The following is a 15,972-nucleotide window of genomic DNA, read 5'->3' on the forward strand; positions in this document are numbered from 1 at the left end:
CCGGACTTTAGATCGACGTTTTGATAGCATCCCGCGTCGTGGGATCTCGCTTCGACTAAGTCAATTCACCGTTTGGAACCGATTATTCATGCTGGCAAAGCGTATCATCCCCTGCCTTGACGTTCACGCGGGGCGCGTCGTGAAGGGCGTGAATTTCGTCAATCTGCAGGACGCCGGCGATCCCGTTGAGATCGCTCAGAAGTACGAACAGCAGGGTGCCGACGAATTAGTCTTTTTAGACATCACCGCCAGCCACGAAGAACGCGACATCATTCTGGACGTGGTTGAACGCACGTCTGAGGTGGTTTTTATGCCGCTGACGGTTGGCGGCGGCATTCGCACGGTCGACGACATTCGCCGGTTGTTGAAGGCGGGCTGCGATAAAGTTTCGATCAATTCTGCAGCGGTGACTTCGCCGGAATTCGTCAGCGAAGCAGCTCTGAAGTTTGGCAGCCAGTGCATTGTCGTCAACATCGATCCCAAGCGAGTTCAAAAAGATGGCCGGGAATTCTGGGACGTCCACATCAATGGTGGTCGGCTGCCGACCGGACTGGAAGCCGTCGCGTGGGCTCAGGAAGTGGAACGCTTAGGCGCCGGTGAAATTGTCTTAACGTGCATGGATGCAGACGGAACCAAAGACGGCTACGATCTGGAGATCACTCGAGCCGTGGCGGATGCGGTGTCGATACCTGTGGTGGCCAGCGGCGGAGCAGGTTCGCCCGCTCACCTGTGCGACGCCGTCACCAAAGGTGGTGCCAGCGCGGCATTAGCGGCCAGTATTTTTCACTACGGCGAATACACGATCGAGCAAACAAAGCGATACATGGCAGACAAGGGCGTGCCGGTGCGGTTGTAGCACCGGGCTGAAAACTGAAACTGAAACTGAAAACTAATCAATGGTACAGGCACGAGACTGGGTTAAATCCACCTTCGACGCGAATGCGGATATCGAGATAAATAAGATCTTTCGCATGGCCGTTAAGATGAACTGCTCAGACATTCATCTGCAGGCCGGTCGCCCGCCCATCTTTCGTATTCGAGGGCACCTGACGCCGCTGGACATGGCGCCGCTTAGTGAAAGCGCGTTGATCAAGTTGTGCTTTCCGATGATGGACCAGCGTAACCTCGACATCTTTCATCACGATGGCGGTGCTGACTTTTCGAAGGTCGTGGAATATCAGGATGAGCCGTGGCGGTTTCGAGTCAACCTCCTCACGCAGCTCGGCAAAGTCGGCATGGTGGCTCGAAAAATTGAACGCTCGATTCCGCCCTTCGAGGGGCTGTATCTGCCGGCACAAATGGAAGAACTCTGCAAGTTCGACCAGGGCATGGTGCTGCTGGCTGGTGTGACGGGTTCCGGAAAAAGTACGACCATTGCGTCGATGCTGGACTGGATCAATCACAACATGAACAAGCACATTCTGACCATCGAAGACCCGATCGAATTTGTTTATACGTCTGACCAGTGCCTGATCAATCAGCGCGAAATCGGCCAGGACGTGATCGACTTCCATGTGGCTATGAAGCACGCGGTTCGAGAAGACCCGGACATCATGCTGGTGGGCGAAATGCGTGACAAAGAAACTTTCGAAACCGCGATTCATGCGGCCGAAACCGGGCACCTTGTGTTCGGAACGATTCACGCTTCCAGCGCACCCGGCACGGTTCCTCGTATCATCGACCTGTTCCCGGCCGACATGCACGCTGCGATTCGAGCCGCCATTGGCATGAGCATGAAAGCGATCGTTGGTCAGAAGCTGCTGAAAACGATCGTGGACACGCCGGGACGAGTCCCCATCATTGAAATCATGCTGTTCAACCCAACAGTGACCAAGCTGGTGATGGAAAACGAAGACGAAAAACTGCCGGGTGCCATCCGCATTGGTCGCGATGAAGGCATGCAATTGTTTAACGACAGCCTCTACGACTTTGTGACTCGCGAATTCATCAGCCGCGAAGCCGCGTTCGAAATTTCACCGAACGTTGAAGAACTCAAAATGCGACTGAAGGGCATCGAGGTCAAAGGGCCATCGATTCTGTAGGACCAGTACCATTTTCGGGCCAAAGGATTATTCACCGGGAAGAAACATTCGGTTCGCATGGGGCCGAGCCTGCACAAAGTTGAGGACGGCGATGACTACCATTCTTTCAGATAGCATCGATCCATTTCCTGAAGTTGCCCCACGTCGATTCCACGACAGAATCTGAAGCGATTAATGGGGCCAGGGCCTGCGCCGGTACCAGATTGGTGTCAGGTGCGAAGAACAAATCTCTGTTCCGAACCTCGGTATCTACAGAATTTGGGACACTCGACAAGGCAAGTCTGGCGGACGAACCACCAGATGCCGCCCCACCTCCCAATGCGTTGACATTTGAACTAAGTGGTCCATCCGGGATTATTGTGGGTAGAGGTCGAGTCCTCCGCAGTAGAAGAGGATGGCGGTTTTGAAGTTGTCGCGGTTTCGGTATCCGCCGACTCTTCGTTTGATGGCCATGATTTTGCTGTTCATTCCTTCGGCGACGGCGTTTGTGATTCCGTGAGTGCAGTAGCTCACCACATTGGCTAAGCGTTCTTTGATCGTGCGAGCGACTTTCTTCATTGGCTCCAGCTTTGTGTGGATGACTCGCTTGTACCAGTCATTGAAGAACGTCGTGGCCTCTGCCGGAGTGTCATGAACCCAGAGGTCTCGCAGCATTTCCTTGTAGGCCCACGCTTTGCCCGTGAGCAACTCCGCCTTCCACACGGCATCGAAGCGTTCCTGCTGTTTCTCGCTGAGATTCTCCTGGCCCGAAAGCCACAGATAACGAGTTCCCGTCAATCGATCATCGCCTTCGGCGCGAAGCTTCTTCTGCTCCGACCGACGGACCTTGTCGACGGCTTCGGTTGCCAGCTTCATGATGTGAAAGCGGTCGTGCACAATCTTCTGTTCGGCCAATGCAATGTTGCCTTTGGTGCTCTTGACGTATGCGGCACTCATGTCCATCGCAACCGCCTCCACAGACTGCTTTTCACTGTCGGAAAGCTGATCGAAACAGGCATCAGCGGCTGCCGTGTCATGACCATCGGAAATCGCTTCGACAGTGCTCTTGTCCAAGTCATAGATCAGCGTGACGTAGTTGTGTCGTTTTCGAAAGGCTTTCTCGTCGATGCCGATTCGAGGGAGGTTCTTCGATTGTTTGCGATCCTTCCCGCGAGCCACCGCCTTCTGCAGAATGTGCCACGATTCATCCCATGAGATCCCCAGAATGCTGCACGCCCCTTTCACGGTTTGTGTGGCCAGAAGAACGTCGATGGCGAAGCGTTCAAAGAACAATGAGAAGCGGCTGTTCTTTTCCGCCCAGGGAAGCCTGATCTGTTTGACGCCATGATCCGGGCACTTCACGCGAGGCGTGCGGGCATGAAGGATGGTCGCAAATTGCATCGTGTCCAGATGCCGCCATTTGCGAGACTTCGTGTGGTCATAGCACGGCAGCTGCCTGTCGCAATCCGGACAGCAAAAAGTTTCGCCCTCGCCATGTTCGACGAAAACGTCGACCTGTTGAGCTTCCATATCCAGCTGAACGTCCGCCACAAACCACGGCCCCGTCAGTCCCAAAATCTGTTCGTAAAAGTCTGTTCCCTGCATCCCACGAAAACTAACGAATTAACGCCTCACCCAAAAAGAACCCGGATGGACCAACTAATTTGCTGTGCTGCAAGAACGCTTGCTCCCTTCGACTGTTCGATTTGGGCGTGCGTGCCCGACAATTTGATCAGAAGGATCAGGAAAGAATCATTCCCATCGAAGTCTTCGTCGCCATCGACGTCTGCGATCGTGTTCAAGTTGGCAATGTAGGAACGAATGTCAGCAGCGGCACGCGGACTGTTGCCACGGACCTGATCGATTTGAGTGTCTGTTCCGGATAATTTCACCAGATGCATTAGAAAAGAATCGTTGGCGTCAAAGTCTCCATCGCCGTCCACGTCACCAGAGATGTCTGGCGGCGGATCGACGTTTGTTACCTGAATGGTGTCAGATCCCATGGTGTACCCGTCCGCACTGGCGGTAATTGTCACGGTCTGAGTCTCGTCGAAGACATAGTCCAGCACACCGGTTAGCACTGCGAGAGCTGACGTGTTTCCAGCGCGAATCGTCACGGTCCCGGGTACAGTGGCTTCGCCAGGGTCGCTGCTTGAGAGCGACACAACAAGATCAGTGGTCGTGTCGAAGTTGCGAACCACGGTCAGGTGGGTCCCCACGAAGTTCTCAGTAACCGATTCGGCGGCAATTTCCACAAAAAGTGCGGGCACGTCCGTGTTGACAACATCGACCGTGTCACTCTGTTGCTCGTGGGCTTCGGCCATTGCTGTAATGGTAACCGTTTCCGTGCCATCGACGATCGAGTCAGCAACTCCGGAAATGGTGAACTCCGTTGTAGCTTGTCCAGCCGGAATTGTGATTGTCGCCGTAGTGATCGCTTCGCCCGGATCGCTGCTCGTCAACGTAACGACAAGCTGAGCAGCCGTCGAAGTATTGCGAGAAATCGTCGCTATAGTCGATCCGGAATCTTCTGTGATCGAATCCTGGTCGATGATGAGAGTCAACGCAGGGATGTCCACATCCACGACACTAAGCGAACCTTGTCCGGAAGCGTGAGCCTCTGCAGTGGCCGTGATGGTGATCACCTGCGTCGAATCGACAAGCGAATCCTTCACTCCGGTAATAGTTGCCACCGCAGAATTTTGCCCTGCTGGAATAGTCACAGTTGCCGGAAGTGTGGCTTCACCGTAATCGCTGCTGAAGAGTGTCACGGTAAGTTCGTCTGTCGCTTCTGAGTTGCGAAAGATCGTGACGGTTGTCGTGCCGGAGTCTTCTCGAATCGAACTATCGCCGATTGCTACCGACAAGAAGGCTGCGTCGACGTTGGAAACATCCACTGTGTCGATACCTGTTGCATAGCCGAGGGCGGTGGCGGTTATCGTGACAGTCTGGGTCGAATCAGCGAGGTCGTCGGGCACCCCCGTCAACGTAGCTGTTGCTGACGACTGCCCGGCAGGTATAACAACGGTTTCTGGTACCGTTGCCTCCCCGGTATCACTGCTGGACAAAGTCATCACGATTTGACCCGCGGTATCTGAACTGCGAGTCACCGTCACAGTTGAGGTGCCCGAGTCCTCGCTAATGGTATCTTCGGCGATGGCAACAATGAATCTGGCAGGCTCAAATTCGAAAGCACCGATATCAACAACTGGTGTACCACCCGGTTCTTCCGCCAAGACTCGGCCAAAGCCGGCACCTCGCTGATCTGTTGTTAAGGGATTGCCGTTTGAGTCCACAGCCTTTGCGTCGCTACCGGCATCAATAGCCGGGCCACCAGCCAGCACAGCAATTGTTCTCGTAAGACCACCATTGTCTCGTAGAAGTGGAACCACACCGTTGTTGACCAACACGGTTTTCCAATCAACACCGACGATGTTGCCGTTCAAGCCATCGCTTAAACCCCCCGATGTGGTCGAGTCGCCGATAAGATTAAACGATGACAGGCTGCCCACAGAATTACCGATGTCGTCCGCAATGCTGCCTCTTCGATTGCCGGCAACAATCGTGTTCGTCAGTGTGGCTTGTCCCGATCCTTCATTGTGGATCCCTCCACCGCTGCCAACGGTTTCATTCGCTGCAATCGTGCTGTTGGTCAGCAACAATACGTCGGAGTTGTAAATACCGGCCCCGTGCTCGGATGCCGAGTTCGCAAACACAGTGCTGTTTGTGAAAGTCGCTAATCCAGCATTTGCAACACCTCCACCAAGTGTCGTCGCGGTGTTGCCAAATATGGTGCTGCCTGCAATTACCGCAGTGCCCTAGTTGTACACTGCGCCGCCTTCGCCGGTCGCTATGCTGTCAAAGATTGTACTATCGACGAGAGTGAGAGACTCACGAGACCAAATTGCCCCGCCATTATCGGCAACAGTCTCAGCAGCGAATCCGTCGTCCGCAGTTCCTCCGACGAGGTATAGTCCCGACAGGGCGATGTCCGCCTCAACGTCGTTATCACTATCGTCAATCCTGAAAATCCGAGACTCGTGGTTTGCCTCAGCACGAAGGGCTGATTCACCAAGGCTCGCGATCGAAACGGCATCCGTAATTTCCAATTCACCCAGCAACAGTGAAACCGTCCGCGAACCGCTGCATGATATGTTTGCCGCAATCTCTATTGCATCTGCACCGATGCTGCCATTGGCAGAATTGATCGCCTCGCGCAAACTGACTTTCGGAGTGCCTCCGTCATTGTTTGTGTAATCAAATTCGTCAGAAAACGTTGTGACGTTAAAATAGCCGGAAGCCGGAGACAGAACCTGCCGTTCGTATGCCCCGATATCAGCAGTGGCATGCTCCCCTTGAACAGGTCCATCATTATGAGAGTCTACTGACGAATTTATTCTCAGGAGACTCAGGATGTCGAAGAAACGTAAACGTCACACTCCGGAACAGATTGTTCGGAAGCTTCGTGATGCGGATGCGATGCTGACGAGCGGCAAGTCGCTCGGTGAGGTTGTTCAATCGCTGGCTGTCAGTGAAGCGACGTATCATCGCTGGCGTCAGCAGTACGGCGGGATGAAGGCCGAGGAAGCAAAGCGTCTGAAGGAACTGGAAGTTGAGAACGCTCGGCTTAAGAAGCTGCTTGCGGAAGCGGAACTCGACAAGGCAATGCTGAAGGAGATCGCGGAGGGAAACTTCTGACGGTCTCCCGGAAACGCGAGGCCGTCAAACATGTGCAGGAGAAGTTCGACGTTTCGGAACGTCACGCGTGCCGAACGGTTGGTCAGCATCGTTCGGTTCATCGTCGTGAACCCGTTGTTCGCGATGATGAGGCGGCGTTGGTGAAGCGAATGCTGGAGCTGGTTCGTGAGCATCCGCGATTTGGTTATCGGCGTATCTGTCGTCTTCTTCGTCGCGAAGAATTCGTGGTGAACAGGAAGCGAATGTATCGCCTTTGGCGTCGTGAAGGCCTGAAGGTCTGTCGACGAACGAAGAAGCGGCGTGGCACTGGCGGCAGTAAAAACGCTTGTCATGTTCACCGATCGCGGGGAAAAAACGACGTATGGGCGTGGGATTTTGTGTTTGACTACACAACGAATGGAACTCAGTTGAAGTGGCTGACCGTTGTTGACGAATTCACTCGGGAGTGCGTTGCGTTGAAAGTTTCTCGCAGTATCAAAGCCGACGACGTAATCGACACGTTGTGTGAATTGATCGCTGCTCGCGGTGTGCCGAACCACATTCGCAGCGACAACGGCCCAGAGTTTATCGCGAAGGCGATTGGCAAGTGGCTGAAACAAACAGGCGTCTCGGCGCTGTACGTCGAGCCGGGATCGCCGTGGCAGAACGGGTATTCCGAGAGTTTCAATTCGAAGCTTCGCGATGAATTTCTGAACGTGGAAGAGTTTGAAAGTGTTCGCGATGCCGTACAGATGACGAAGGAATTTCAACGTCAGTACAACGAAGTTCGTCCGCACAGCGCGTTGGACTACCAGACACCGAATGAGTTCGCGGCGATGCAGCCTTCGGTTCGAGCTCGACAGACGGGAGCCGCCCCGACCACCTTCGCCATCACCTCGACCTGAGCTCCGCGTTGAAGGCCGAGGCGACAGCGAAGGCGGACGGGGCTCAGCACAACTTGTTTGGAAGATTATTCAATACCAATGTCAGCCCACAACTCTCATAACAACCGGACCTAATCTCGGGGGCAGCCCAGCAGCATCTCAGAATGTTCGCTCAAACGGTGCGCCGCGCTGGTCGGTGGCAGTGCCCATATAGTCGACAGCAGAAAATCCTATGTTGTTGAAGTCCACTTCGTTATTGGAACCACTCAACACGACATTGACAAAACGAACAGGACCCGGCAGCGACACGGCGAAATCCTGAGCATAGATCGGGTTGAAATGGCCACTGGGGTTCCCGCCGAGCTCCGGCTCCAGATCAGACATCACCCCAACCAAACGATGAGCTGCATCAAAGAAGCGAAGGTCCACATCGTCGACATCGAAATATTCCGTCAGGTAATTCAAGAAATGGAAGGTCTTAACTTCCATCTCTTTGCCGAAATCAAAATCCAGCTCCACGCTTCCTCCGCTCACCCAAATATGAGTCGACTGTCGATGGTCTTCGGGCTGGTCAGCCGTTGACGCGTCGATAACACTTGCCAACGAGTCAGCGGTGCTGCGATTCACAAAGGGCTCCGCAGCCATGTTGGCTCCAAGCGCGACCGTCATGTTCTCGTGATTCAGATACTGCAACGTAGCTGTCCATTTCCGCGTGGTGCGCAGCGTGAGGTGTGGTGTTCAGTTGGCGGGGACGAGTTTGGACAGTCGCGACTGACCGGGCGGCGCGGAGGTCAGGCCGACTTCAAGTTTCAGTCGATCAAACAGACTGAATCCATCCTGCTGCCACGTCATGACCTCGGCCACCACGGAACTGAGCGTTGGTGTTTTCAGATGGAGATTCAGCGATTCCAGGACGCTTGTAAGAATGCTGCGGCGACGGGCTCCCTTCGATGTTTTGCTCGTTCGACCTGTGCGACGGTCCATGGCCGCGCCGCGAAGACTGCGTTCCGCTTCGTTGTTCGTTGCTGGCGCGGCCGGGCTTGTCACAAAACAAAACAACTCCTCTTCCGTCATCAGCCGAATCAGTTCTGAGACCAGGTTGTCAAAATCCTTGCCGAAGTCGGCCGCCCGAACATCGGAATCCTCGGCGCAGTAACGCACCAGCAGAGCCGCCAGCGTGTTATCAAGTTCATCGACCTTCGCCGCACGACCGGCATCGCCAAGACGACCATCGGCGGCGTGGCGTTTGGCCGCGTAGAAAATTTCCAGCAGGCCGTCGAGCAGTCGCTGGTACTCTTCGTTGTCCGGCTTCAGCAGCGTCAGACGGATGGCCTTCCGCAGCAGGTGAGCCCAGCATTTCTGTGCGTGACTGAAACCTCGGTACACGGCCGCATCGTCCGAAACAAGCACGCCTCCAAACAATTCTTTCGACAGGATCTGAGCCAGTGTGTCGCCGTCTTTGCGGCATCCGAAGATCAGCACGCGCGCCTTCTCCGACAAAAAAGCCCACACGCTGTTGATACTCCAACTGGTTTCGTCTGCATGCACAATCGCACTGAACGCCATCAGGTCACACAGAGATTCGAATTCCTGTTCCCAACGCCGTGCCAGTTGATTCAACAGAGCGTCCGCCTGGGATTTGCCGAGCGGCAGATTCCAGAAGAATTCAATCAATGCACACGTCTTGTCGATCGACAGTCCCGTGATGGTCACAATGCGAGCCAGCGCGATATGAACTTCAATGCCGAATTCGGACCGCGGCCACACGCCCGGAATTTCGGATTTCTCGCCGTTGGGGCCGTGATAGATTTCATAGACGACCTGCACGGCTTGGCCGTTGATCACTCTCCAGACGAAACGTTCCCGAACGAAACGGCACTCTGCGACGTTGTAACCTTCCGGCAGAATGAGTTCGCGTCGTTCGGCGTTGTCCGCTTTCTGCTCGGTTGTGCGACGACCGCGACGCGCCGAGGATTGTTTTTTGCGACCTTTTCGGCGGCCCGTTTCAGCGCGGCGTCTCTCTTCCGCCGTCACCGAAAACGCCTCGTCGAGTCGCTCTGTGGGGTTCTTACCTTCGAGCTCTTCAATCCGATCACGCAGCCGCCGGTTCTCGTCCCGCAGCTCCGCAACCTCACGCTGCAGGCTAAGCACAAGCTGCTTCACTTCCACAGCGATGATCTGACTGACATCCGTGTCCATCCACCTGTCGTATCAAAATCTAACCGACAGAAAAAGACCAGTCTCCAAGCTGAAATGGACAGCTACTACTGCAACTCGTCATTGGTGCTACTGACACTCCCACCGTCAACAGCGTCACGCGCTGGAGTACTGCTGACCAACACTGCAATCGTTTCAGTCGGCCCGCCGTTGTTTTTCAAGACAGGATTTATTCCGTCGTTCTCCAGAACTGTTTTCCAATCCACACCAACTATATTTCCACCGACGCCATCAACAAAGCCGCCGTCACCCTCTGTCCCTATCAGGTTGGTCGCAGATTCCGCTGCGGCGTTACCTACGAGGTCGCTTCCTTCGCCTTCGAGTGCGACGTTCCCCGCCGCGATTGTGTTATGAAGGACGAGTGCGGCTGTTGTTGTGGCGCCAACCAGCCCGCCTCCGCCTACTGCGGTGTTCCCGGAAATCGTCCCATGGGTAATCCGCAAAGAACCGTTGGCATAGACACCACCGCCTTCACCGCAGGGCCAGCGAGCACTTTGGGCAATTTAGGCTGGCGCGACAAGTGAGTATTGGTTAGTCTTTTCGTGTCGTAACATCGGACTTCACGAGGAGAGGACAAGAGATGTCGACAGTTGAACTGGCGGTCACCCAGGAGCTGACAGGAAACATTGTTCATTACTTTGATCAATTGAAAGACCCGCGTTCCAACATCAATCGTCTGCATCTGCTTGGTGATGTGATTGTGATCGCCATTTGCGGAGTGCTGGCCAACGCCGACGGCCCCAGTGCGATTGCGGAATGGGCGCGACTGAATGCCGATGGCCTGCAGAAACACCTGGCACTTCCGCATGGCATTCCGAAAAAAGATACGTACCGGCGCGTCCTTTCTCTCCTGAAGCCGAACGACTTTCAAGCGTGCTTCGTGCAATGGATTGAATCGCTGGAAGGACTTTCCGACGAACAGAAAGAAGGCTACAGAAAACAGATTGCGATTGATGGCAAAGCACTCCGTCGATCACATGACAAAAAGAATGGGCTGGGTGCGTTGTTCATCGTGAGTGCGTGGGCTTCTGATCAGGGGATTTCTCTGGGACAGGTGGCGACGGAAGAGAAGTCGAACGAGATCACCGCGATCCCGAAATTACTGAACGAAATCAATATCGATGAGGCGATCATTACGATTGACGCAGCGGGTTGTCAAAAAAACATTGCGCAGCAGATCGTGTCTGGCAATGCAGACTATGTGTTAGCCCTGAAAGGCAACCAACCGAAACTCTATGAGGTCGTGCAGAAGTTTTTTCTCGATCACCTGGAGGATGACTTCGCTCGCTGTCCCGTCAGTCGCTATGAAGAAACAGAGAAGGGACACGGTCGGCAGGAACAGAGAATCTACTATCAGGCGACCGTGCCTGTCGATTTTGACGTGGGCCACAAATGGGCCGGACTCAAGACCATCGGAACGGCGATCCGAATGTACGAGCAGGACGGCATTCATCATTCTGACGTTCGCTACTACATCAGCAGTCTGCGTCGCAAAGGCGAGCTGTTCGCAACAACGGTTCGTGGTCACTGGGCCATAGAAAACACGCTGCACTGGAGTCTCGACATGACCTACCGCGAGGATGAGAGTCGAGTCCGAAACCGAATCTTCGCGAACAATTTGTCATGGCTCAGACGACTCACACTCAGCCTCATCAAGAAACATCCTGGCAAACAAAGCAACGTCATGAAAAGAAGAATGGCCGGATGGAACATTGACTATTTGATGCAAATCCTTACCGGCAAAACAACTTAGTATGCGCTGGCCCTGGCCTTCACCGGCCGCCGAATTCATAGCGATCGTACTGTTCACTATGGCGACATCGCCGCTAGCGGCGTAAATCCCCCCTCCGTGGCCATCGACTCCCTGCGTCGTGTTTCCGGCCACTGTTACATTGCTGATTGTAAGAGGGCCGGTCCCTTCAAACCGCACTCCGCCTCCCGCATCGTCTACGCCTGTTGTCAGACCATTGGTAATGTTGAGAGTATCAAGCGTCACATTAGCCGCACTGGATGTCACCAGCAGCACTCGAGAAATTTTCTGTGCATCGATGACCAGCGCTGCCGAAGGTGAACCGGTGATGGTGATGTCGTCAGAAATCGGTAGTGCTCCATGCACCAGGTGAATTGTCCCATGCAATTCTGGTGCGAAAGCAATTTCGTCATGGCCAACGGTGCCATTCGCTACTGCAATCGCTTCCCGCAGGCTGGTTTGCCCGTCGTCGGCATCGACGGTATCTTCAAGTGTGGTCACAGTAAACAGCGTCAGCAGAGTGCGGTCCTCCAGCGCGTCCACACACGAAGCCACATGGGAAGTTTGGGGTCGACGCCATTGATGCGCCCGGGAACGTAGTCGCCGATTCACGATGCGAGCGGGCGATTTGTCTGTTAACCACTTGAGGATTCGCATGAGTCTGAGTCCATGGTCTGGCGGGTTCGAGCGGGTCGATCTCTGCAAAGACAGAAGCATCCGGCGCACCACAAGCATATACTAGGGCAAATCCAGTCGCACGCCTAATTCAGGTCGAATCACCACGGTGACAAACAGTGTGGTCGCTCTGAAATTGCGATCAAGTTCAATCGTGACTCATCTCAGCTGATGCCATCCGCGACCTACCCTATCAGCTTGTCTATCACCTTGCCGCCGAACTGGCTTAACTGCTTGAAGCGGCCGGCGTGGTAGTAGCTTAGCTTGTTGTCGTCCAGACCAAGCAGCCGCAGCAGTGTGACGTGAAAGTCGCGAACGTGGTGCACGTCGGCGACGGCTTTCGCACCGATCTCATCAGTCGCACCGATGGTGTGACCAGCATTGCAACCGCCGCCCGCCATCCAGATGGACATGGCATCCGGGTTGTGGTCGCGACCGTAAGCCACGCCGCCGCCTCGCACGCCATTGTCCGGCGTGCGACCGAATTCGCCCATCCAGACAATCAACGTTTCATCCAGCATCCCGCGTGCCTTCAGGTCTTTGATTAACGCGGCGATCGGCTTGTCGACGGTTGGGATCAGGCTGCCATGAGCCTTCTCAATATAGTCGTGTGAATCCCACGTGCTGGCGTAAAGCTGCACGAAGCGAACCCCTTTCTCCACCAGCTTGCGAGCCAGCAAGCAGCGACGGCCGAAATTATCGGTTGGTTCCTCGTCGACCCCGTACATGTCGAGCGTCTGCTTCGATTCGCCACTGATATTCACGATCTCCGGGACCTGTGTCTGCATCCGGAAGGCCAGTTCATAACTCTGCATCCGCGCGGCCAGCGCGTCGTGCTGCGGATGACGTGTCGCGTGCTGCTTGTTCAGATGCCCCATGAAGTCGAGCGTCTTGCGTTGGTGTTCTCGCGTGATTTCTTTGCGAGGATGAATATCCAGAATGGGCGAACCTTTGGGCCTTAACGGAGTCCCCTGCAGCGCGGTGGGTAGAAAGCCGTTCGACCAGTTAGCCGCGCCGCCCTGTGGATGAGCCAGTTCGGGCAGCACGATAAAACCGGGCAGGTCTTTATTTTCCGTGCCCAAGCCGTAGTTGACCCACGAACCAATCGCCGGATCTCCGCCGAAGCGGTTGCCCGTGTTGACCTGATAATTGGCGGTCGGGTGATTGACCGATTCCACCTGACAGCCACGGTAAAAACACAGATCGTCCGCCACCGTAGAAAGATGTTTCCACAGTTCGCACATATCCGCGCCGGAATCGCCGTGCTTTACAAAGTCGAACGGCGATTTGACGTAGTAGCGTTTTCCGCTGGACATCGCCGATTGCTCTTCGCCGCTGCGATTGAATTCCTTCAGATGCAGCTTGTCCAGCATCGGCTTCGGGTCGAAGGTATCGATGTGCGACGGACCGCCTTCCATGTACAGAAAGATACAGTGCTTCGCTTTGGCGTTCGGAAAATGGGCGGAACGTGCTTCCCTCGCCGCTGCTGCGGATTCCGCCAACAACGAAGTAAACGCAACGCTGCCAAGCCCCGCACCCAATCCATAAAGGTGCTCGCGACGATTCAGAGAATGCAATGACATGACAACAAGCCAACTAAGAACGAAGCGCGAAACCAACGCCTCATTCTACTGGCGGTGAGCTGCGAAAACCAGAGGCGGGAAGCGATGTGAATCGGTACAGAAACAGCCTTGAGGATCTGTAACCGCGTGAAGCCGGGCAATTCCGAGTTGGGCGAAGAAAAGCGTCAGTGAAGTCGTTCTAAAATCTCCCCCATCGAACTCGGTCGCCGCTCCACATCGCGCTGCAGGCAATCCATACACAGTTTCGTAAGAGACGGCGGCACATTCGCACGCCATTCAGAAACAGGTACGAGGCCGCGGCCGGATACCACGTTGGTTAACCTGTCAGCAATTGTCCGACCGGCAAACGGAGGTTGGCCGGACAACAATGTGTACAGCAACGCTCCGAATCCGTACAGGTCTGTTCGCACACAGATTGGCCCAAAGTAATCGTCGATTTGTTCCGGAGCCATCCATGCGGCCGTGCCTGCCATTATCGGCGCGACGAGGTTTGTTCTGCTCAACGATTGAGCCAGTCCGAAGTCGGTGACGGTCGCCGAACCGGATTCGTCGACGATGACGTTCGCCGGCTTCAAATCACAATGCACGATGCTTCGTGAGTGCGCGTGCTGCAACGCTTCCGCCACCTGAATCATCCATTGCTGAATGCGATCCACAGGCAACTCACCAGCGGCGATCAGTGTCGCCAGATTCTGACCGTCAACGAAATCCATCACCAGAAAATGGACACCGCCCGACGTACAACCGACACCGTGCAATGGCACGATATGCGGATGATACAGTTCGCCGATCATCCGAGCTTCCTGCAGGAATCGCTTTATAGATGCCGGATCATGCTGCAGTGATTTCCGCAGAAACTTCACCGCAACCGGCACCTCATGGCCCACTTGCTTAGCCAGATAGACCTTCCCCATGCCGCCTGCACCGACCATGCGAGTCAGCAACAGATCTTGAAAGTCATGCGTGAAGTCCGTATTGCCAGCGGAAGGAACTTTCGCCGCAGTCAAAGCTTTCTCGGATTCATTTGGTTCTCGACGCTGCAGCACATCTGAGGGCCTGGAAATAATAAATTCCGTCGGCACGTCCGAGTCGCTCATCAGTTGTTCGCGCACGCGCTGCAGCGCTCGCCGCGCTGTGCGTTCGGCCACGCCGACTTCCGCAGCGACTTCTTCCAGCGAAAAGCCCTGCAGACGCAATTCCAGCATGCGGCGATGCACAGGAGTCTGACTCGCCAGCAGGCGTTCCAGTTCATCCGAAAGAGCGACCGCTTCCTCCGGCGTCGGCTGATCAGAGCGGAACCATTGGCCATCGGGCTGGCCTTCGGGAACAATTTGTTCGCGATCCACGGAACGCTTTTCAGCCTGATGATGGGCGACCGTGCGATACAGTTTTCTCATCGCAATCGTGGTCAGCAATGCCCACAGATCGCCCGCTTTGTCAATGCGAAAACGATCGGCCGCCGCGCCGACGAAAAAGCTACGGTAGGCGGACATCACAATGTCCTCGGGATCAGTCCGAGCGTTCAGTTGCGGTGCCAGTCGTGTCCGTGCCAGCCGAGTCAGTCGCTGCAGATAGCGGTGAAAGATGTCATCGGCGGCGCTTGACTCACCGTCGACAAGACTCGCGAACAGCCGAGCCGACGACGGAGCTTCCGGCGGGCGTGATTTCGATCGCGAGGCCACGACTTCGTTCCATTCCGATCTTTTTGAAAAATCCGTGTCCGGTATCAGCCGCGGATCTGCATCAACGGTCAGACACGTTTGTCTTTCGACCAGGTACCGGAGAATTTCTGATGACTCACGTTGTGACCGAACCCTGTTTCAACTGCAAGTATACCGACTGCGTAGTGGTTTGCCCTGTCGACTGCTTTTACGAGGGCGAGCAGATTCTGTTTATCCATCCCGATGAATGCCTGGACTGCGGAGCCTGCGTCCCTGAGTGTCCGACAGAAGCCATTTTCTACATAGACAGCGTGCCCGAAAAATGGCACGACTACATTGCGCTTAACGCCGAAATGAGCCCAAAATGCCCGAACATTTGTGAGAAAAAGGACCGGAGAAAGTAGTTCGGTCACTCACTGTCGAAGACCCGCAGAGCTGTGACCTGCGTAGCATTGCTCAAGAACGAATTTCTAATCCGCCGTTTGCGCCTGCCATCGAACCTTC

Annotated in this window: 13 protein-coding genes and 1 pseudogene; 6 read left to right on the top strand and 8 right to left on the bottom strand. The window is 54.9% G+C overall.

The genetic code is table 11. From position 1 onward, the window contains the following. The first annotated feature begins 88 nt into the window (after positions 1–88). Both hisF and Fuma_RS24155 read left to right on the top strand, forming a co-directional pair. Entirely contained in the window at positions 89–856 is a 768-nt protein-coding gene (hisF, locus tag Fuma_RS24150; RefSeq protein WP_077026381.1) for an imidazole glycerol phosphate synthase subunit HisF, read from the top strand. 40 nt (positions 857–896) lie between these two features. Next, entirely contained in the window at positions 897–2,042 is a 1,146-nt protein-coding gene (locus Fuma_RS24155) for a type IV pilus twitching motility protein PilT (RefSeq protein ID WP_077026382.1), read from the top strand. 354 nt (positions 2,043–2,396) lie between these two features. Here the strand turns inward: Fuma_RS24155 and Fuma_RS24160 are convergent, their stop codons facing one another. Both Fuma_RS24160 and Fuma_RS24165 read right to left on the bottom strand, forming a co-directional pair. Continuing rightward, the gene (locus Fuma_RS24160) at positions 2,397–3,626 is read right to left on the bottom strand and encodes an ISL3 family transposase (protein ID WP_077026383.1); all 1,230 of its coding nucleotides are present in this window, start codon (positions 3,624–3,626) and stop codon (positions 2,397–2,399) included. Between the two features lie 26 nt (positions 3,627–3,652). Beyond that, complete coding sequence (locus tag Fuma_RS24165; RefSeq protein WP_077026384.1) at positions 3,653–5,737, bottom strand: choice-of-anchor Q domain-containing protein; 2,085 nt, start codon at positions 5,735–5,737, stop codon at positions 3,653–3,655. A gap of 697 nt (positions 5,738–6,434) precedes the next feature. Between Fuma_RS24165 and Fuma_RS24175 the strand changes: the two genes are divergently transcribed. Together Fuma_RS24175 and Fuma_RS24180 are read left to right on the top strand one after the other, a co-directional pair. Next, a complete protein-coding gene (locus Fuma_RS24175) occupies positions 6,435–6,719 on the top strand; it encodes a transposase (RefSeq protein ID WP_077026386.1) in 285 nt (94 codons plus the stop codon). Positions 6,720–6,751: 32 nt separating this feature from the next. After that, a complete protein-coding gene (locus Fuma_RS24180) occupies positions 6,752–7,603 on the top strand; it encodes an IS3 family transposase (RefSeq protein ID WP_083731923.1) in 852 nt (283 codons plus the stop codon). 138 nt (positions 7,604–7,741) lie between these two features. Here Fuma_RS24180 and Fuma_RS24185 read toward each other — a convergent pair whose 3' ends face one another. The 3 genes from Fuma_RS24185 to Fuma_RS24195 form a co-directional block, all read right to left on the bottom strand. Then, the gene (locus Fuma_RS24185; RefSeq protein ID WP_145944350.1) at positions 7,742–8,101 is read right to left on the bottom strand and encodes a hypothetical protein; all 360 of its coding nucleotides are present in this window, start codon (positions 8,099–8,101) and stop codon (positions 7,742–7,744) included. A 219-nt stretch (positions 8,102–8,320) separates the two neighbouring features. Then, complete coding sequence (locus Fuma_RS24190; RefSeq protein ID WP_077022387.1) at positions 8,321–9,781, bottom strand: IS66 family transposase; 1,461 nt, start codon at positions 9,779–9,781, stop codon at positions 8,321–8,323. A 65-nt stretch (positions 9,782–9,846) separates the two neighbouring features. Further along, positions 9,847–10,242 carry a hypothetical protein gene (locus Fuma_RS24195; protein ID WP_077026388.1) on the bottom strand — a complete coding sequence of 132 codons (396 nt, stop codon included), beginning with the start codon at positions 10,240–10,242 and terminating at the stop codon, positions 9,847–9,849. Positions 10,243–10,379: 137 nt separating this feature from the next. Between Fuma_RS24195 and Fuma_RS24200 the strand changes: the two genes are divergently transcribed. Next, entirely contained in the window at positions 10,380–11,552 is a 1,173-nt protein-coding gene (locus Fuma_RS24200) for an ISAs1 family transposase (protein ID WP_077022421.1), read from the top strand. 435 nt (positions 11,553–11,987) lie between these two features. Here Fuma_RS24200 and Fuma_RS36470 read toward each other — a convergent pair. The 3 genes and pseudogenes from Fuma_RS36470 to Fuma_RS24215 form a co-directional block, all read right to left on the bottom strand. Then, positions 11,988–12,284 (bottom strand): annotated as a pseudogene (locus tag Fuma_RS36470) (CSLREA domain-containing protein); the annotation flags it as partial. Positions 12,285–12,409: 125 nt separating this feature from the next. Continuing rightward, entirely contained in the window at positions 12,410–13,807 is a 1,398-nt protein-coding gene (locus Fuma_RS24210) for a DUF1501 domain-containing protein (protein ID WP_077026390.1), read from the bottom strand. Positions 13,808–13,971: 164 nt separating this feature from the next. After that, positions 13,972–15,489 (bottom strand): sigma-70 family RNA polymerase sigma factor, encoded by a 1,518-nt coding sequence (locus Fuma_RS24215; RefSeq protein ID WP_077026391.1) that lies wholly within the window; start codon positions 15,487–15,489, stop codon positions 13,972–13,974. A 110-nt stretch (positions 15,490–15,599) separates the two neighbouring features. Here Fuma_RS24215 and Fuma_RS24220 point away from each other — a divergent pair, with 110 nt between their 5' ends. Then, the gene (locus Fuma_RS24220; protein ID WP_077028521.1) at positions 15,600–15,872 is read left to right on the top strand and encodes a ferredoxin family protein; all 273 of its coding nucleotides are present in this window, start codon (positions 15,600–15,602) and stop codon (positions 15,870–15,872) included. Positions 15,873–15,972 lie beyond the last annotated feature (100 nt).

It is taken from the genome of Fuerstiella marisgermanici (assembly GCF_001983935.1).
Taxonomy (GTDB): domain Bacteria; phylum Planctomycetota; class Planctomycetia; order Planctomycetales; family Planctomycetaceae; genus Fuerstiella; species Fuerstiella marisgermanici.